The organism is Vibrio sp. V33_P6A3T137 (assembly GCF_009904835.1).
GTDB classification, from domain to species: Bacteria; Pseudomonadota; Gammaproteobacteria; order Enterobacterales; family Vibrionaceae; genus Vibrio; species Vibrio metschnikovii.
In genome coordinates, this window is sequence record NZ_WXWK01000017.1 from 15,465 (window position 1) to 33,801 (window position 18,337).

General features: G+C 46.5%; 16 protein-coding genes. 2 read left to right on the forward strand and 14 right to left on the reverse strand.

Going from position 1 to position 18,337, the window contains the following annotated elements:
• Nucleotides 1-11: 11 nt before the first annotated feature.
• Entirely contained in the window at nt 12-1,247 is a 1,236-nt protein-coding gene (locus CAG60_RS01435; protein WP_161438105.1) for an OFA family MFS transporter, read from the forward strand.
• A 155-nt stretch (nt 1,248-1,402) separates the two neighbouring features.
• Here the strand turns inward: CAG60_RS01435 and pyrE are convergent, their stop codons facing one another.
• Together pyrE and rph are read right to left on the reverse strand one after the other, a co-directional pair.
• Nucleotides 1,403-2,050 (reverse strand): orotate phosphoribosyltransferase, encoded by a 648-nt coding sequence (gene pyrE / locus CAG60_RS01440; RefSeq protein WP_161425502.1) that lies wholly within the window; start codon nt 2,048-2,050, stop codon nt 1,403-1,405.
• 199 nt (nt 2,051-2,249) lie between these two features.
• The gene (rph, locus tag CAG60_RS01445; RefSeq protein WP_161438106.1) at nt 2,250-2,966 is read right to left on the reverse strand and encodes a ribonuclease PH; all 717 of its coding nucleotides are present in this window, start codon (nt 2,964-2,966) and stop codon (nt 2,250-2,252) included.
• 218 nt (nt 2,967-3,184) lie between these two features.
• On the opposite strand from rph, the gene CAG60_RS01450 reads away from it, so the two are divergent.
• Nucleotides 3,185-4,051 (forward strand): YicC/YloC family endoribonuclease, encoded by an 867-nt coding sequence (locus CAG60_RS01450; RefSeq protein WP_154169528.1) that lies wholly within the window; start codon nt 3,185-3,187, stop codon nt 4,049-4,051.
• Nucleotides 4,052-4,201: 150 nt separating this feature from the next.
• Here the strand turns inward: CAG60_RS01450 and fhuF are convergent, their stop codons facing one another.
• The 12 genes from fhuF to CAG60_RS01510 all read right to left on the reverse strand — a co-directional run bounded on the left by fhuF (nt 4,202) and on the right by CAG60_RS01510 (nt 18,128).
• Nucleotides 4,202-5,032, reverse strand: coding sequence for a siderophore-iron reductase FhuF (fhuF, locus tag CAG60_RS01455; RefSeq protein WP_161438107.1), 831 nt, complete (start codon nt 5,030-5,032; stop codon nt 4,202-4,204).
• Nucleotides 5,023-5,889, reverse strand: coding sequence for an ABC transporter ATP-binding protein (locus CAG60_RS01460; RefSeq protein ID WP_237665996.1), 867 nt, complete (start codon nt 5,887-5,889; stop codon nt 5,023-5,025). The genes fhuF and CAG60_RS01460 overlap by 10 nt, the downstream gene beginning before the upstream one ends.
• A complete protein-coding gene (locus CAG60_RS01465; RefSeq protein ID WP_161425506.1) occupies nt 5,886-6,944 on the reverse strand; it encodes a FecCD family ABC transporter permease in 1,059 nt (352 codons plus the stop codon). The genes CAG60_RS01460 and CAG60_RS01465 overlap by 4 nt, the downstream gene beginning before the upstream one ends.
• On the reverse strand, nt 6,941-7,921 hold the full coding sequence (locus tag CAG60_RS01470) for a FecCD family ABC transporter permease (protein WP_237667740.1): 981 nt from the start codon (nt 7,919-7,921) through the stop codon (nt 6,941-6,943). The genes CAG60_RS01465 and CAG60_RS01470 overlap by 4 nt, the downstream gene beginning before the upstream one ends.
• 65 nt (nt 7,922-7,986) lie before the next feature.
• Entirely contained in the window at nt 7,987-9,051 is a 1,065-nt protein-coding gene (locus CAG60_RS01475; RefSeq protein ID WP_337247082.1) for an iron-siderophore ABC transporter substrate-binding protein, read from the reverse strand.
• A 101-nt stretch (nt 9,052-9,152) separates the two neighbouring features.
• Nucleotides 9,153-11,321, reverse strand: coding sequence for a TonB-dependent siderophore receptor (locus tag CAG60_RS01480; RefSeq protein WP_161438108.1), 2,169 nt, complete (start codon nt 11,319-11,321; stop codon nt 9,153-9,155).
• 286 nt (nt 11,322-11,607) lie between these two features.
• Nucleotides 11,608-12,066, reverse strand: coding sequence for an ion channel (locus tag CAG60_RS01485; RefSeq protein ID WP_161438109.1), 459 nt, complete (start codon nt 12,064-12,066; stop codon nt 11,608-11,610).
• Between the two features lie 181 nt (nt 12,067-12,247).
• Nucleotides 12,248-13,693, reverse strand: coding sequence for a TolC family protein (locus tag CAG60_RS01490; RefSeq protein WP_202598477.1), 1,446 nt, complete (start codon nt 13,691-13,693; stop codon nt 12,248-12,250).
• 104 nt (nt 13,694-13,797) lie between these two features.
• Complete coding sequence (locus CAG60_RS01495) at nt 13,798-15,699, reverse strand: FUSC family protein (protein WP_161438110.1); 1,902 nt, start codon at nt 15,697-15,699, stop codon at nt 13,798-13,800.
• On the reverse strand, nt 15,680-16,747 hold the full coding sequence (mdtN, locus tag CAG60_RS01500) for a multidrug transporter subunit MdtN (RefSeq protein ID WP_161438111.1): 1,068 nt from the start codon (nt 16,745-16,747) through the stop codon (nt 15,680-15,682). Before mdtN ends, CAG60_RS01495 begins: the two co-directional genes overlap by 20 nt.
• Nucleotides 16,748-16,749: 2 nt before the next feature.
• Complete coding sequence (locus CAG60_RS16845) at nt 16,750-17,001, reverse strand: YtcA family lipoprotein (RefSeq protein ID WP_161425512.1); 252 nt, start codon at nt 16,999-17,001, stop codon at nt 16,750-16,752.
• A complete protein-coding gene (locus CAG60_RS01510) occupies nt 16,965-18,128 on the reverse strand; it encodes a linear amide C-N hydrolase (RefSeq protein ID WP_202598478.1) in 1,164 nt (387 codons plus the stop codon). The genes CAG60_RS16845 and CAG60_RS01510 overlap by 37 nt, the downstream gene beginning before the upstream one ends.
• Nucleotides 18,129-18,337 lie beyond the last annotated feature (209 nt).

Here is an 18,337-nt window from a genome sequence, read left to right on the forward strand (position 1 = left end):
GAGTACCGTTTATGTTAGGCATGATATCCCCACGATTACGGACCTTAATTGGTACCATTATTGCGCAATTTGCCCTTGGCTCTGTGTATACCTGGAGCTTATTTAATGCCCCGCTGGCGGAAAAATTATCCGCTCCCGTCAACCAGATTGCCTTCTCTTTTGGGCTATTAACCTTGGCGCTTGCCTTGGCCTCTTCCGTGTCCGGATTACTGCAAAAGCGTTTTGGCGTACGCCGGGTGACGATTGCAGCAGGGATAGTCTTAAGTTTAGGTTTACTTTGGGCAGGGCAAGTGACCCAAGTGTGGTTGCTGTATGTCAGTGCGGGGTTAATCCTTGGCTTTGCCGATGGCACTGGTTACTTAATGACCTTATCCAACTGCGTGCGGTTTTTTCCGGAACGTAAAGGCCTCGCTTCGGCTTGTGCGATTGGCGCTTATGGCCTCGGCAGCTTAGGGTTTAAGTACATCAATTTATATTTCCTTGAACACAGTGGCGTGAGCATGACCTTCACCATGTGGGCTCTGATCGCGGGCAGTTTGGTGGTATTGGGTGGATTACTGATGTATGACGCGCCATTGCAAGCGCCAAGCTCATCAAGCAGCAGTAGCAGTAGCAGTAGCAGCCAAGATTACTCGCTACAGCAAAGTACCAAAACACCTCAGTTTTGGTTATTGGCAACAGTGTTTTTTACCATTTGTATGAGCGGATTATACGTGATTGGCGTTGCCAAAGATGTTGGCGAGCTGCAAGTACATCTCTCCACCGCGGCGGCCGCTTCTTCAGTGGCGATCCTCGCGATGGCGAACCTTGCCGGACGGTTAGTATTAGGCATTTTGTCTGATAAAATGGAGCGCCGCAAAGTGGTTGGAATGGCGTTACTGATCTGTACCTTAGGCGTGAGCACCTTACTGTTTGTCCCTCTCAACGAAATGCGCTTTTTTATGGCGATTTCTTGTGTTGCCTTTAGCTTTGGCGGCGCGATTACCGTATTTCCAACCTTGGTCAGCGATTATTTTGGGCTAAATTCTCTGACTCAAAACTATGGGGTGATTTACTTAGGCTTTGGGTTGGGGAGCTTTTTCGGTTCGATAGTCGCATCGTTATTTGGCGGCTTCCAAGCGGCGTTCAGTGTCATGCTCATACTGCTTGGCGTGTCATTGTGCATCGCCCTTTGGCTACGTGCGCCAAAAGAGAAAGCATCCGCCGCGCTGACTTGGCAGCCATCGCTTCATTCAAGCAGTCGTTAATCACGCCGCACTTAGACTGATTAGCGTTGCCGCCAACACCACGGCATCTTTCAATAAGCAAAGATCAACAGCAATAAGCAACGGCTCGGTTATCAACCCTGAGCCGTTGTTTTCTCTAACAGGCTTTATCTAACAGACTTCCTGTTACGGAGTCGTTAAGCGACAACACCATATTGAGCTCGGTAAGCCTCTACTGCGGCTAACTGCACCGGATCGCCGCCTTGCTCTTTTAGATAAGTCACCAGATCGCCCAAGCTAACGATAGAAATAATCTGGCAATCAAAATCGCGCTCAACTTCTTGAATCGCCGATAATTCGCCTTGGCCTTTTTCTTGGCGGTCAATCGCCACCAAGACACCGGCCAGCTGTGCGCCATTGGCTTGAATGATTTCCATTGACTCGCGAATCGCGGTGCCTGCGGTGATCACATCGTCCACCAGCATAATGCGCCCTTTTAATGCGCTACCCACTAAGTTACCGCCCTCACCGTGATCTTTGGCTTCTTTACGGTTAAAGCAATACGGCGTATCAATATCATGGTGATCCGCTAGAGCCACCGCGGTGGTGGTCGCAATTGGAATGCCTTTATAAGCGGGGCCAAATAGCACATCAAATGTAATCCCAGCATCCACCAAGGCGGCGGCATAAAAACGGCCTAAACGGGCCAGATCTCGACCGGTATTAAACAGCCCAGCGTTAAAAAAGTAAGGGCTTTTACGACCGGACTTCAAAGTAAACTCACCAAATTTCAATACTTCCTTTTCTAAAGCAAACTCAATAAATTCACGCTGGTAGGCTTTCATTTGTTTTCTCTCTACGTTAACTAAAACTAACCATCTTCTCAGTCATTAGCTTGAGAGCAAGGCAGCGAAGATTTGAGACCCAGGGAGCTTACTTTTGTAAGTGACTTGGGCGAAAATTGCCGCTAACACAGCTATCAAGTTAATGACGACGAAGATAGAGATAAAAAAATAGCCCCCTCAACGGGAGCTACTAACTCAATCATTCCGCTAACACGGCTTTCTGGGCGGCGACAATATCAACAATGCCTTTTTGCGCCGAGACAAGTAACGCCAGCAACTGCTCATGGCTGAACGGTTCGCCTTCTGCGGTGCCTTGGATCTCGATCATCTTGCCTTCTTCGGTCATCACCACATTCATATCGGTATCGGCGGCAGAATCTTCCACATACTCTAAATCACACAGGATGTTTTCACCTAAGATACCCACTGATACCGCGGCAACATGGCTTTTCATCGGATTCGCTTTCAGTTTGCCTTTGGCGACTAAATGCGCGAAAGCATCAGCCATGGCCACACTGGCACCACTGATCGCTGCCGTGCGTGTCCCGCCATCCGCTTGAATCACATCACAATCGACGGTGATCATGATTTCGCCCATGGCTTTTAAATCAACTACTGCACGTAAACTACGCGCAATTAGGCGCTGAATTTCCATCGTACGGCCACCTTGCTTACCATTGGCCGCTTCGCGACGGGTGCGCGAATGGGTAGCTCGTGGCAACATACCATATTCAGCCGTTACCCAGCCTTTACCTTGACCTTTCAGCCAACGCGGTACGGTTTCTTCCACGGTTGCGTTACACAACACTTTGGTATTACCAAATTCAACGAGTACCGAACCTTCAGCGTAAGCCGTATAGTTACGAGTGATTTTAATTGGGCGAACTTGATCTGCAGCGCGGTCATTTGGACGCATGGATGAATGCCTTTTGTGAAGGGAACAACAAGATTGGGGCGAGATTATACTGGAAGTGGCGGTAAAATCCTAGGTGCTAGGCCCATCCCCTTCCTACTTGACGCCGCAGCAGTGCTGGTTACATTCGTTCGTGCTGATCTAACCTAGGATCTCGTCAGTCTTTGCCGTATTATTGAATTATTGCGCTAAAAGCAGATCGACTAACAAAGGATACCGTAATGATTTACAGCATGACCGCTTACGCACGTAAAGAAGTCAAAGGCGACTGGGGCACGGCAGTATGGGAAATTCGCTCCGTTAACCAACGTTATTTAGAAACCTACTTTCGCCTTCCTGAGCAGTTTCGTGGTTTAGAGCCAGTGCTGCGTGAGCGTTTTCGTCAACGTCTTGCCCGCGGTAAAGTCGAATGCCATTTGCGCTATGAAGCCAATCCAGCGGCCAAAAGTGAGCTGAATATTAATGAAGCACTGGCGAATCAAGTGATCAAAGCCGCTAATCAAATCATGCATATGACCGGTGAACTCAGCCGCATCAATCCCTTCCAAATTATGCAATGGCCTGGTGTGATGGAAACTCCTGAGCAAGATATGGACAGCATTAATAAAGCGTTATTGGCCGGTTTTGATGACGCGATTGTGGAATTTATTGATGCTCGTGGTCGTGAAGGCGACAACATGAAAGCGTTAATCGAACAACGTTTGACAGCGATTAGCGAAGAAGTGGTCAAGGTTCGCGCGCGGATGCCAGAAATTCTGCAATGGCAACGTGAACGCCTATTGAACAAGTTTGAAGAAGCAAAAATTGAACTTGATGCCACCCGTGTCGAGCAGGAACTGATTTTACTGGCGCAAAAGTCTGACGTGGCAGAAGAGCTTGACCGTTTAGATTCTCACATCAAAGAAGCGCGCAATGTCCTGAAAAAAGGCGGCGCTTGTGGCCGTAAGCTTGATTTCATGATGCAAGAGTTTAACCGCGAGTCCAACACACTGGCTTCAAAATCGATCTCGACCGATATCACGGCTTCAGGGGTAGAGCTGAAAGTGCTGATTGAACAAATGCGTGAGCAGATCCAAAACATCGAATAAGGTTTTTTGAGTCTCTCTAAGCTGACTTAATCTTACCAAGCCCCTGTAAATAGGGGCTTTTTTGTTTTCATCGGCTTTCAAAACCTTTCAGGTGTTTTTAACCAAGTAGTGGGCAACGTTTAATCCCCCTCATTCTGATCAAACAGCGCACTAACCACAAGCTTTTTGGCCGGCATGCATGCGAGCCTTCTTATCTAGCGGACAATCTGCGCACATTTGGGTGCAAGGCAGTTTGTGGCGCAGACAACACACGATACGCGCGCTTTGCTGCTCCTTAAGTCTTAATTTACGCCAAAAGGGGTTGATTGTCGGCTGATCATTTACCCTTAATGATAACTCTGGACGAGAGAATATCTCGTTTATCCGTTGATCACGCCAGCTATCAGGGAGTGACAGCTCCCCCAGATACCAATGCACAATATAAGCTTGATGACTAAAATGAAGCTTTGCAGCCACAGGGCTAAGGCAAGTTAAACGCTCGACGATCGGGATGAGCAGTCGTTCGAGTAGCTGCTCCCAACTGGCAAGCTGACTGACGGAAGCAAGATAATTCGTCTCTGGACTAAGCAATAAATAAAAAGTTTTTACTCGACCACTTTCGTGCGCTTCAAAGTACCAATTATCCCAACTGGATGCCGCAGCAATGGCACGCTGAAGCTCACTACCGGGCGGACAACAAAACAGCCACAATAATAAAGGTGGCAGTTGCAGACCAAAAAACCACTGACTCCACATTGAATGTAATGCCCTTGCATCGACTTCTCGCGTTGCCTCTCCAACAACGCTCCCTTTTACTCGATAGCTAAAAGCAAACTGTTCCAGCCATGGTCTGTAATGTGTCGCACTGAGCACCGAGTTTAAACAATGGGCATTTGGAGGTAACTGCTGCAAATTATCGATGGCTTTGAAATGCTGAGCATAAAATGCCGCTTTTTGGCTGAGCAAATGGTTGAGCTGGTTAGCTAGGGTGATTATTCCCATGATGGTAGTCCCCCATTGGCTTCATTATGTTCATCACTTCGGTGATAACTTTTCGCCATTCGCACCCGAGGGATAATCATTGGGCACAGCGCTTCAGGGTCGGTAATGATGCTGGCATTAATGCCAAATACTTGTTCAAGCAAAGCTTCAGTGAGCAAGGTTTGAGGAGAACCATGTGCAATTAGCTTTCCATCACGCATTAATAGTAAATGTTCGCCGTAACGCAAAGCCTGATTAATATCGTGTAATACCAGCACCAAGGTTCGCCCCTGCGCCACCAGCGCTTGACAAAAGTCGAGTACCGCCAGTTGGGCACGAATATCGAGAAATGAGGTTGGCTCATCCAGTAACAGTACCTCCGTTTGCTGCGCCAGAACCATTGCCAACCAAACTCGCTGTTGCTGACCACCAGAAAGTTCAGCGACTGGCCTTTGTGCCAGATGGGTCAGCCCCGTTGCATTCAGCGCTTGGTTAACTGCTTTTTCATCTTGTTCTGACCATTGACGCCATAAGCTCTGATGAGGATAACGGCCGCGACTAACCAGCTCTTGTACATCAATACCTTCCGGCAGTTCAGGCTTTTGGATCAGCAGCGCTAACTCTCTGGCTCTCGCCTTGTTACTCAAGGTTACCAATGGGGTTTCACCAAGCATAACGTGACCATGAGTAGGCGGCAGCACGAGACTTAAGCATTTAAGCAAGGTGGATTTACCGCAACCGTTAGGCCCCAAAATTACACTTAACTTGCCCTTCGGGATCGTCAGATCCATGGCATTAATGATGGTTCTCTGCCCATACTTTAGAGCAAGATCATGCCCACTAAGCGCAATATCATCATCCGTGTATAAGCTCATCATCGCTCTCCTGTTCGGTTTTTTATCAATGGTGCTTGTGCCCATAATTCACGAGTCAAAAGCAGTGCTAGATAGAGACCACCAATCAGGGCGGTCAATACTCCAACGGGCAACCTTTGGTTACTGGGCAATAGTAAGGTCAAAGTATCAGCGCCAAGTAGCAAGAGGGCACCAATCAACGCTGAACGTAACAGGGCCAGTTGACGATGACCAAAACGAGCCAAATGTGGGGCGACCAAAGCAACAAAGGCGACAGGGCCTGCGCAAAGTACAGCCCCTAAAGCGAGCAAGGTGGCAAGCAGTAATGCCACTGTCTGCGTTTGGCGTACAGGGTTACCCAAAGCTTGCGCTAACTCTCGACCCAAAGACAAGATCGCCAAACGACGAGAGAGCAATAGAAGACTTGGAAGTACCAGTAATAACACGCTGCTGATTAACAACACGTCATACCAAGTACGGTGTGCCAAACTACCCGAAAGATACCCCAACATTTGCTGAGCCTGCTCTCTTTGTACTAGTGTCAGCGCAAACTGCACCAAGGCTATAGCAAAAGCATTAATAGCAATCCCCATCAATATCAAATTGCGTGAAAACTGCCATTGACGTCCAAGTCCAGCAAAAAATAAGAACAGCACAACAACGACACCTAAAAGAGCGCCGAATAATAGCGGTAATGCGGGTAGCCATAATAGCCACAGAACGGCACCAGCACTGGCCCCAGCGTTAATACCGAGAATGTCTGGGCTGCCTAAAGGGTTACGAGTCAGACTCTGAAACACCGCACCAGAAAGCCCCAAAGCCATTCCGGCGCCGACAGCACATAGCGCTCTTGGTAATCGTGATTGCCAAAGTAACCAATGCTCATAATCTGACGCCCTACCGAATAAAGCCTTAACAAGGCTCATGGGTGCCAGCCCTTGGTGTCCTAACAGTAAACTCAGCAAAAGTGCAGTAATCAGTAGAATAATGGCGAATAAAGTCCCCTTAATCGTACGGGATGTTGGCGCTCGTAAGGTGATCAATCTCCATTGCCAAATGGGGAAACGAGTGGGATTCATAAGGTCTCCTTCACATGTTGCCCTCGAGCGATAACATAGAGAAAAGGAGCGCCTAGTATGGCCACCATGATCCCAGTCAGCAGCTCAGTGGGAGGCATCAAGACCCGAGCCAAGAGATCGGCAAGCAACACCATAATCCCTCCGATTAACGCCGAAGCCGGTAATAATAGTCTCAAGTTCAGTGTTAAATAACGTCTAGCGAGATGGGCACTGGCCAAACCGACAAAAGCCAATGGCCCGACAATCGCGGTCGTAGCGGCGCACAATAAAGTGGCAGACAACCAAGCCAGCAAGTTTTGCCAACGTTGAGATGAACCTAACGCTTTAGCGGTATGATTATCCAATAGCATGAGATTCAGCGCCGGAGCCAATAGCCACAACAAGACACTGGCGGACACCACGTAAGGCCAGAACAGATGAACATCTTGCCAAGTCAGTCCAGACAAAGAGCCGGCCATCCAATATCGAAAGCCCTCAAATAGCTGCGGATTCAGTAATACTCGAGCTTGGACATAAGCCCCAAGAACCGCGCTAATGGCAGCACCAGCTAAAATCAGCCGAATTGGAGAAGACTGAGCCAAAGATTGTTGAGCACGAGATAATAAATAAATGAGGCTACTCGCCAGTAGTGCTCCGGGTAAAGCTTGCCATAACAGACTTAAGCCAGCGGTCGCTGGTAAAAGACTCAACGTGACTAGAGAGGCACTCGCACCAGCATTAACCCCGAGTAGACCGGGATCGGCTAGAGGATTACGACACAGAACCTGAATAACACAACCCGCCATCGCTAAAGCCATACCGGCCAACATACCGCATAGTAGTCTAGGTAATCTTGCTTGTAGCACCAAAGAGAGATGGTCAGCAGCCGTCGGTTGCCAAAGTTTGTCTAACATCGACAATGGCAGTATTCGAGCCCCGAAAAGTAAGTTCGCTAAAATGAGCACTATCAACGTCGATAACAAGCCAACAAACATCATTATGTTACGCTTAAATCGGTGATGAGTTCTTGTGCTTGTATTGGCCCAGCCGATCTCTGGTTCCATCATCCTGACCTCCCCTTTCTATCCCACCTCAGGTCTTGTGCCGTGGTGGTGGTTTGTGAGGGCAGTGCTTTTTGTAGAGACAGTACTTTTTGTGAAGATAGTGCCTGTTGCAACTTAGGCACCAGCTTAGGAATCGTCCATTCCAGACTGAGTAATGAGCCGTATGAGCTCGCCATGATCAAAGTAGGATCAGTGATCGCCAAATATTGACCACGCTGCATCGCAGGTAAACGGTGGATAATCGGCATAGCCTCCACGTCTTCTCTCGCTTTTTCTGAGCTGTACCAACTGAGCAACAGCTCAGCATCATCGAGCATATCTGCACTCTCTAGACCAATATGAGCGGTAAAATGACCACGACTGGCATTGAGATTGGCAATATTTGGCGGTAAAACAAAGCCTAACTCTAAAAATAAATCGACTCTGGGATCGCCAGAGACATAAACCGAAAGATTCCCTACTCGACTCGCGGCATTGATATAGGCGAGACTGACCCCTTTAAATTCAGGATGGAGAGAAGCCACTTGTTCGAGATAAGCCTGCTTTTTTCTCAGCAATTCCTTGCCCTTTGCCTCTTTACCGAGAGCCTTAGCGATAAGTTCCACCTGCTGTTGTACCGGTGTTAACCACGGTTCACCTGGATAGCCGATAACCGGAGCTAACGCGCTCAGTTGCAAAAAACTTTCACGAGTAATCCCTGATTGTGGAGCTAAGATGAGATCGGGTTTAAGCGCAAGTAACCGCTCCACATCCAATTCTGGATAGCTACTAATCATGCTCGGTAACGGCAGGTTTTGTGCCTCAATCGCTTCACGAAACCAAGGGAGATAACCTTGCTCATCTCCACCCCAATAGTGTGGTTCAATCGCGATAGGCACAACACCAAGCGATAAAACCCAGTCTTCAGCCCCAGCGCCAAGCGTTACTACACGTTTGGGGGGAGCCTTAATACAACTTGTCCCGTGCGCGGTAGTAATACAAACTGGAAATCCGTCTTGCTGAGTGGTCTCAAATTCTGGTTGCTGAAAATCATAACAGCCGATTAAACCAATGATTAGAAACACGACCCACGGAAATCGCTGCCTTGCTTCATAGAACATAAATGTTGTTCGCTCCGCACTGCGGAGCGCTCCTAATAATGGATAGTTTCCCCATGTCACTGCGTTCAAAAACGATAATCTAAAGTGACACTAAAGTTACGTGGCGCGCCATACTGAAACTGGTTATAAAAACCGAGTTGGCTGTAATAACTTTTGTCTAACGCATTATCCAAATTGGCCTGTAAAGTCAGCTGCTTGTTCAGACTGTATTTCGCCATCAACCGCACTAAAGCGTAACTGTCCTGTTCTACCTCAACTTTAGTTTTATCCGGCTTGGAAACTTGACTATAAATTCGGCTCTGCCAATTAACTCCCGCCCCCAGTTGGAGACCGTTAATCCAATCGTTGAGCGCATAGGTAGTAAAGAGTTTAAGTTGCTGCTTAGGGTTATTGGTATTGACCTTGTTACCTTCAGGATCTTTCGTTTCAAACTGGGTATAACCTAGATAAATATCCCAGTTGGCGTTAATGGAACCATTAACTTCAAACTCAAAACCACGAGTCTTAGTACCATCCACACCTCGATAAATAGCAATAGTACTGTTAGGCAGAGTTTCACCAGTGGACTCACCGACATTATCCTGACGAATCTCAAATGCCGAGAGTGATAAGTCCAGCGACTCATTAAATAAACTTGCTTTTACTCCCGCCTCGTAGTTAATACCTTTGACCGGGTCAAGATAGCGACCATCACTTTTCACCTTACTTTGCGGAGTAAAGACATCCGTGTAGTTAGCATAAAGGGAGTATTCGTCGGTCAACGCATAGGTCAGACCCAAGTAACCGGTAAATTCACCATTCACTTTGTAGTTATGTTTAGCGCCAAAGTTATCCTGATCCGTCTCCCAGTTATCTAAACGGCCACCGAGCACCATCGACAAATCATCGGTTAACTCAAGTTGAGAAGCGATGTAAATGGCCTGCTGCTTAGTTGTTCCCCAAGAACCATAAAGCACATTATCGCTCCATTGAGGCCGTGGATAATCATAGTTCGGTTGCTGAAAGTCGCCCAAAGGTGGTTGAGAGCCTATTGCCCCGTAATAGGGATTAGCAAAGTCCTGTTTCTGTTGATTAGCACCAGAGACGAGCTGGTGGCTGCGCCCGAAAGCTTCAAAGCGTCCATTCAGTTTTAAATCAAAAGTATGTTGAGTACGATTACCATCGATAAAAGCCAGAGAGCCAGGGACCATCCCCTCATTGCTAATCGGGTCAGGGTTCCCTGTTGGCCAGAGCACATCAAACTCTAAGCGGTTATCGCCATAGATATAACTCCCTTTAAGACTCCAATCTGGATTGAAATGATGCTCTAGCGTTACAAAGCTATTCAGGGCTTCTGTTTTGGCTGACGCCCAACTTGGAGCGGTGGAGACATGCCGATCGTAATCCGTACGATTGCCGTCGCTATCAAACAACGGTAAACCACCAGACATCGTTCCTTTAGGCTTAGTATGCTGAAAATCACTCCCTAAAGTGAGCAGCGTATTATCACTCAAATCAGCTTCAAAAATGCCATAAAGCGTTTGTTTTTGTTGTTCATATCGATCCTGCCAGTTCTCTCTATCTTGATAAACGACTATCATCCGGCCACGCAGAGTCGCATCCTGATTAAGGCCTCCGGAAAGGTCGACCACCCCACGTCGCATATCCCAAGATCCGCTGCTCAAACTGACTCGCCCTTGAAAATCTGCCGTAGGGCGCTTTCGTACCAAATTGATAGCAGCCGAAGGGCTGCCAGCACCTAACATTAATCCCGTAGCGCCACGAACCACTTCGATACGCTCATAAAGAGCAGTATCCATTAGATTATCGCCATAGTTAAAGCGAGTATCGTAGGTCGTTACTACACCGTCATAGAGGATACTGTTGACCGGGATCCCACGGGCACTGACCGAATATCTATCATTATCAGAGGGACGAGCGTTGATCCCAACAACACTGGTCATCACATCAATAACCGAGTTGAGTTGCTGATCTTCGATGGCTTTTTCAGTAACCGTAGTGACCGATTGTGGCGTTTCAAGAAACGAGAGCTGCATTCCAGTAGCGGTATTCATGTCGCTGACTTTATAACTCACCTGGTTACCTTTCTCTCCAACGACGGTCAGCACTTCGGTCTCTTTCTCCAGCGCTTCACTATTCGCGCTAGCCAGTACTGGATTACCCAGTAACATGGCACAAAATAGAGCGATAGGGGTCGGTCTAACAAGATTAATCGGGGGGGTACTTATGTCCATTTTTTGGTTAATTCCTCGAGGGTTTACAAGGCTGAAGTGGCATAACGTCACGCAGGGAAAAACAATAATATCTTCTCCACAAGTGATTCTTTCTCATAGCAGCAACAACAAATTAACACAAACAATAATGCGAATACAAACAATTATCAATCAAACATATGAGAGGTATAACTGGTCTGATTAGAAGATGGGCGATAAAGAAGGGGGAAGTGTCACCGAGTAATGATGATATTTTGATGGTAATACTCAGCGATAAAGCACCTTAAATGATAGTAATTACCTGTTTTTATAAACTATTTTCCCACACAGTTTGGATTACAAAGAAGAGAAAAGCCGTTGAGCATCCGAACTTAAGTACTCCAGCGATAGCAATTATTGGCCCAATCTGTCGCCAAGGCTTCGTGAGTACAACATCACCATAACCTAGAGTACTGATTGAGGTACCAACAAAGTATAATCCCTCTGTGACCGAAGACACTAATCCAGCCCAACGCAAAAATATCCCCCACCCGATAACCTCAAGTAAATGGGCAAAAAATAGGATCATAAAACAGCACAGGATAATTATCTTTCCTGCGTAGCTCGGGCTAAAGTGCTCAATAAACCAAGGATGAGCTCGTAGAAAATCTCCAGCGACATCAAATATTAACCATGCATGCACATAGAAGAGACTAAAGACCAGCAAAACGGCTAATAAATATATTTTAGCGATAGAAAAAGGCTTAAAACTTTTAATATTGCTCATGTTATTTCTTTACCTATTGTCAAAAATTAATGCGTAAAGCCCTGAATGCTAGAAAGCGATATATTTCAGTAGTAGTTATATTGCCATCTCAATTATCTAAGCGGATGAATAATCTGACTTAAGAAAAAACAGAGATAATCCAATAACAATGGCTATCGTCTTAGAGGCTGCATTTTTAACTTCAGAGCAAGCTCTCGCGCGAAGTCAGTTTACCCATAATAAAAGCTAAGTTAACTGAGCTAATAAGTGTCGCCACATGAGCATCCCCTTGCGCTTGTCGGGCATCAAGTAATGCCGTATCTGCGACTGTGATTGCATCAATCGTACCGATATCATTACGATAAGCGGCAATGGCGGCTTCGTAAGTAATTGACGCAGCTGCAACCAGCTCGGTTGCTGCATGATAGGCTTCATGTGCCGCGCGTAAAGCGTTATGTGCAGCAATAATTTCTGCTACGGCAGCATTTTGTACCCGCTGAAACTCATCCTCAGCAGCCTCAGATCGAGACTTAGCCTCTGTAACCCGCGCACTTCTTAAACCGCCATCATAAATAGGTACGGTTATTCCCAAGAGAACACTGTTCCCAGATCCCTGCTGACTGATTGAGGGAAGACCAGAAATATCGAAATTTCCAGATCCCCAGCTAGCACTTGCACCCAAATAAACCTTGGGTAAGTAACCCGCCTGAGCCGCATCAACACCAGCTTTACTCGCCTGTAAAGCGGCGTAACTTGCTGCAACATCAGGACGTTGTGATAAGGCTTGCTGTATTAGCCTATCCATAGGAGTATCAATGGGTTTAGGAAGGGGGTTTTGCGTTATATTAGCAGCATCAACGTTCAATTCGCTATTAACACCGACAATGGAAAGCAGATGATAATAAGCCGTACGCTCATCACCAATAGCCTGAATACGACGAAATTTAGCCTGAGCGACGGCCTGCCGTGCTTGAGCGACATCCATGGTCGTAGCGAGCCCTTGATCCGCTCTTGCTGCAACCGCCGCTTGAATATCTTGAGCGTTGTGTAAGGCCTCCTCAGCAAAACTTCGCCGTTGAATGGCTGCACCATAACCGTAATAAGCTTGAGAGACATCGAAAATCAATTTTTGATGTGTGCCATTGAATAAAATATTTGCTGCTACCGCAACCTGCTGACCTTCCATTGTAAGCGCTTTTCGCTGTCCAAAATCAAACAGAAGCCATTGAAGTGACAGTATTTGTGCGCTGCCTTGTTCTGTATTATCGATATGACGCTGGCCGAAAATTTCCGGTAATGGAACGGTGACTGTCTGAGATCCTCCCACAACACTTGCTGCAATGAAAGGTAAGTAAGTACTTTCGACCATGCCAACCGCAATTGCCGCTTGTCTCGCGCGTTGCCAAGCCGCTCGTGTTTCTGGATTCGTTCGTTGTGCCAAATCAATCAATTCAGGGAGCCCATAGCGTTGTTCAGAATCAATAAACTCATTTTGCCTAAATTGCGCACGAGCAGGGTTTTCGGGAATACTGAAGTCTGGAATAACATGAGTTGGAGTGGGCTGACTATCATCGGAACCAGCCAGACTCCATAATGCGGTTTTATCCTCATCACGTGGTACCCATGGCTGATCCGGAGCTGGAGACACCCTGTGATCCACATTAGATACGCAGCCAGAGACTATCAAAACCATCATTAATACGATGAATGAAGAACAAACACGACATCGCAAATAATATCGACCGTTATTTATCATGCTGCCTCCATAACGTGATCCAGTGAATCAATAAATGATGCGGAAAGATCAGAACGCTCTTTCAATTCAATATTATAAGAACCGGGCTCTCCGGACTTATCTTGAAATCGTAGTGCAAGATCATCAAGTAAATCAGCAAGTGGTCCAAGGTCAGTTTCATCGCTCAACCAAATGGCTCTATTGAGCGATTCTATTTCATCAATCGCTTTTTTAAGAGCCGCTTCACGTTTTGGTGGCGGACGTAACCATTTTGGCTCAAACGGCAATAGACACAATGCTTCATCACATTTTCCGACTAACGATTCTACGGCAGCAGTATGCCCCAAAGCCTGTATGCGTTGATGGGAAGGTAACCTAGCCATCCGAGCCAACTCCGATAGAGCACGAGAAAATAATGTACGGACCTCGCCCTCTAAAGGCGCGGGCCAAAGACGAGAAAAAATCAGATAAACCACAACATTACCGAGTAATATACCAAAAATTCGACCTTGCGCGGTTTCCAAACTCAGATTCGGACCAAAACCCTGCAATACGGTGAGTAGAAAGGCGAGCGCTACCTGAACACCAGCATAAGAACTACGCTCTGGCCCCGTTGAAATCCAAGCGCTAATTAAGCAGCCTAAAAATATCAATACCATTAACGAAGCAATATCATCGATATAAGGTATCACCCAAAAGATAGAGGCAATGCCAAGTGATGCTCCTATCAAACACCCAACAATGCGCAGCGCCAACTTGTGTAAAGTCTCTCCTGTCGTTCCTAATGCTGCTACATAGCAAGTAATCATCGCCGTATGAATGCCTTGCCAATCGATAGCGGTATAGATAAGAAAACAAATCATCGCAGCTAAGGTCGTTTTGAACGCAAAACGAGTGTAGGCAGGATTAGTGAAAGCGTCTGGGGCAACAAATGCGGGCTTGCTTGTCGACACGATTTCAGGCTCACTCGCTCCCGCAAGTAAACGGAGCGCATCCCAGGCCTGCTTCTCTGCTTCTCCCATTTCAGTGTCAAGATCTTGAGCACGAGCAATTGAACATTGGGGAGCCTTCCCCTGAGCAAGTGAATCATCAATATCACGAATAGCATCCACTAGAGCGATCCGGCGATCAGCATCCATAGAGGCGGGTAAGGCGGAAACAGCAAGCATGAGTTTAAAACCTGCACGAATATCGGTAGCTATCTGTTGCGCGGCAGAAAGATTAACTAAACGAAGTGCTTTTACAGTAAGCGCTTGCGGCTCAAAGGCACTATTTCCTTCGCGTAGATATTGAAGTAACGCGGCTGAGTCACCGGTTTCTAATGCCTTAATAGTCACGGCCAATCGAGAGCGCAATTTATCCCGTAATAGCTGTACTGGTGAAAATCCGAGTAGAAAATTAAAGCCGATCATTAATATCATCGGCATAGCAGCCATTAACCAAGCTTCACGCAGTGCAAAGCTCGCCGCTTCGCCAAACGGTGCCTTAACGATCAAAGTAAGTAAAAAAGCAATGATCAACGCCGCTACGCTACCTTGCTCCCCTAGCTGTGTTGCCGCGCCAAGATAAACCAGAAAAACAGAAGTGACGACAATAGCCGCCATGATATGCATCGTCGAACCATTCGTTAGGTTGATAAGCCAAACCAAAAACGCAATAAGTCCGGGCAATAAGATGAGAAAGCCAAAACCCGTGACAATATTGACTACCGCATCAGGCTTCATTAGAAAGATGACTAGGTAGCAGCTAATCGCAGCTTCAGGGATCTGAAACATCATACCGACCGCGGTTACCAAAGCGCATAACAGTGCAATTCGCCAAGCTAAACCCGCTCGCCCTGGCGCTGACTGTAAATCCTCCAGAGATTGAGACCATAAATACGACATCAACTCGCGAGTATTACTCTTTTGAACGGTCATCACAATTTTCGCTATGCTTGACTACCGCAACCGCTGAAGCCCCTACACGCATCAAAGATGTTGGAGGATTATCGATAATGATTCGTACAGGAAAGCGTTGAACAATCCGTACCCAATTTAATGATTTGGGTACGTAAGGAACATTGCGAGGTAAATTGATCAGCTCTTCAGATATCACTCCCCAACCGATACTATCAACCCGACCGTAAACGGGAATAGAACGATCTGCCAGTATATAAACCTGTGCACAGTTGCCCACAGCAATATGAGCCAGCTCTGTTTCGGGAAAAGTCGCCAAAGCGTACCATTTACGAGTATCAATAAGCGTAAACAGAGACTGCCCGGGAGCAACAATCTCTCCCGTTGAAACCGTGAGACCGACGACAAGACCTTCATGTGGGGCACGTACTTGAGTTGCCGCTAATTCATGCTCAGCAATCGCTAACGCTGCTTGCCGAGCACCAACCAATGCCTCTGACTCATCAAGACTGGTGATCAAGGCTTGAGCCGCAGCCTCTTGATGTATGGCTTGTTCGAGCGTGGTTTGAGCATCATCTCTAGCCGTTCTCGCGTCATCCACTTGCTGCACGGTAACGTACCCCTTAGCCGCTAATGGTAATAGCCGGGCAAGTGCGGTCTCTGCAAGAGAGAGATTGGTACGAGCACGATGAACCTGTTCTGAAGCGATAGCAGCATTGGATGACTCAGCCGTAATTGTTCTACGCTGAGCATCACGCAATGCTTTAGCAAGCTGTAATTCTGATCTGGCTTTATTGACTATTATTTCATAGGGTTTGGGATCAATTTCAAATAATAACTGTCCCTCGTCGACACGCTGATTATCGGTTACAGCAATAGTGATTACTCGTCCTGCAACGATAGAAGCAACGTTAACAACATTTGCACTCAGTACTGCATCCTCAGAAAGAGCTTTATCTGCGCTGTGTTGAAAGTAATACCATCCCGATACAAGTGCGCCAAGTACAACCGCTATCGCCAAGGCAGTACCCACAACACTATATCGACGTGTATAAGCAGAGTTAGACATCACTAAACTCCAAAAACAGTGATCGCTAGCGTCAAAGTAATCATACTCGCAAGCGCGATATAAACGATCGTTCGTAACGGGATGCCTTCATCAACACCAAGTCGGATTAAGACAATACGTATTAATACCGTGCTAATTATCCCAATCATGGCGCATATAAGCCAAGACGGAAAATAAGCGCCATAAAAGGGTAACAAGGGGCTCACCGATATGCCCCTTATTGATGAGATAAGAGCGTTTGCGTTCCATCCCATGTTCCACCAGAGAACTGACTGAGAGGAACGACCATTGGACTTGATTGTTTGCGTAATGCTCCTAGGTCAAAAGTGACGTAATTTAAGCTTTCATATAAACGAACACTTAATCGCAGCCGTTTAAGATCAGATAACGAAGTCCAAGTCGAATATTCTGATGTGTACATACGGTGGCCAACCACTCCAGGAGCTACCTTATCTTGAAGAGCCTCGGTCATACGACTATCAATAGTGATACCTCGAGGTCGGTCGAAATTATTCATAATATGCGCCAAGGTCGTGACGGCTTCATCGGGTGTTTTCGCTTTTTCAGTAAACTGAGCATAATAAACCGCACGAACAAAGCGGCCTACCGATGTATTTGATGCTGGCAATCCTGCCGTTGCGATCCCTGAATCCGGTTGTTTAAACGTTACCCCGCCGAGTTTTATCTCTGATTGGTCGATATTACTTAAAAACGTGTAATTATTAAGATTAGTTAAGTGCCAAGTAAACTCAGGACCATTGGTCATAACACCTAAAGGATTTTCATAGATATGCTGTTTACCATTCGAAAACTCAATAACGATAGAGTGACCATTAGCATCGTGTAGAGTGTAGTGGAAAGGGGTTTTCAATAATCCCATGGGTAATAGAGCGGTGACCAATACAGGCTGTTTCTCTAACGCGGTCTTGACGTCATTCACCGTTTTAAATTGTGATAATGCCCAACTTCCTAAATCGATCGCAGATAACATTTTTTGAGTTTTGTCCGACATATCTTCTGGGCCTTCAGTACTTGCAAAAGCTAAGACACTGAAACTCAACCCTTGATCATTAATGCCCTCGACTACTTTAAGATCTTTAGTAATAGGATCTGGCATGGCAATCGATAAAAAAGCGTGTTTTGCTTCATAATTTAAAGAGGCATGCTTATCGGCATGGGAAGAAAATTTCGAGCCTTGGGGAAAGAAAGCGACCTTATAATCTAGCTGGACCGGTAATTCCATGGTCCTACCCGCATAAGGCGCACCGTTGGCATCAGTATACAAAAGTGACGTACAAGCTTGGCTAATTGCTGGAAGCATAAACGTTGCCGCAAGTACTGTTGAAATGAGTGTTCGTTTGAGTGTAGATGATGCGTGCATGACAGCTCCTTGAAATAATTCTGTACCAAGTCACATGAATCCCCATTTAATAGGAGGTGTATCGACAAAGTATTCGTAAAAAAAATATAGTTCAATCAATGGCTTTGTCAATGAATTCACCTCTCTCATTAGTTCATCTCAAAAAATAGAGTTTTTCCGCACCATCAATGTTGTAAATTCATTGCTAATCATCAGTTTTTACTGACAAC

Coding starts and splice junctions, on each gene's coding strand:
- CAG60_RS16845 (WP_161425512.1), bottom strand. CDS start 17,001: ATGGGATGGAACGCAAACGCTCTTATCTCATCAATAAGGGGCATATCG.
- CAG60_RS01435 (WP_161438105.1), top strand. CDS start 12: ATGTTAGGCATGATATCCCCACGATTACGGACCTTAATTGGTACCATT.
- CAG60_RS01465 (WP_161425506.1), bottom strand. CDS start 6,944: ATGAATCCCACTCGTTTCCCCATTTGGCAATGGAGATTGATCACCTTA.
- rph (WP_161438106.1), bottom strand. CDS start 2,966: ATGCGTCCAAATGACCGCGCTGCAGATCAAGTTCGCCCAATTAAAATC.
- CAG60_RS01470 (WP_237667740.1), bottom strand. CDS start 7,921: ATGATGTTTGTTGGCTTGTTATCGACGTTGATAGTGCTCATTTTAGCG.
- CAG60_RS01460 (WP_237665996.1), bottom strand. CDS start 5,889: ATGATGAGCTTATACACGGATGATGATATTGCGCTTAGTGGGCATGAT.
- CAG60_RS01450 (WP_154169528.1), top strand. CDS start 3,185: ATGATTTACAGCATGACCGCTTACGCACGTAAAGAAGTCAAAGGCGAC.
- CAG60_RS01510 (WP_202598478.1), bottom strand. CDS start 18,128: ATGCACGCATCATCTACACTCAAACGAACACTCATTTCAACAGTACTT.
- CAG60_RS01485 (WP_161438109.1), bottom strand. CDS start 12,066: ATGAGCAATATTAAAAGTTTTAAGCCTTTTTCTATCGCTAAAATATAT.
- pyrE (WP_161425502.1), bottom strand. CDS start 2,050: ATGAAAGCCTACCAGCGTGAATTTATTGAGTTTGCTTTAGAAAAGGAA.
- CAG60_RS01480 (WP_161438108.1), bottom strand. CDS start 11,321: ATGGACATAAGTACCCCCCCGATTAATCTTGTTAGACCGACCCCTATC.
- CAG60_RS01495 (WP_161438110.1), bottom strand. CDS start 15,699: ATGACCGTTCAAAAGAGTAATACTCGCGAGTTGATGTCGTATTTATGG.
- mdtN (WP_161438111.1), bottom strand. CDS start 16,747: ATGTCTAACTCTGCTTATACACGTCGATATAGTGTTGTGGGTACTGCC.
- fhuF (WP_161438107.1), bottom strand. CDS start 5,032: ATGGGAATAATCACCCTAGCTAACCAGCTCAACCATTTGCTCAGCCAA.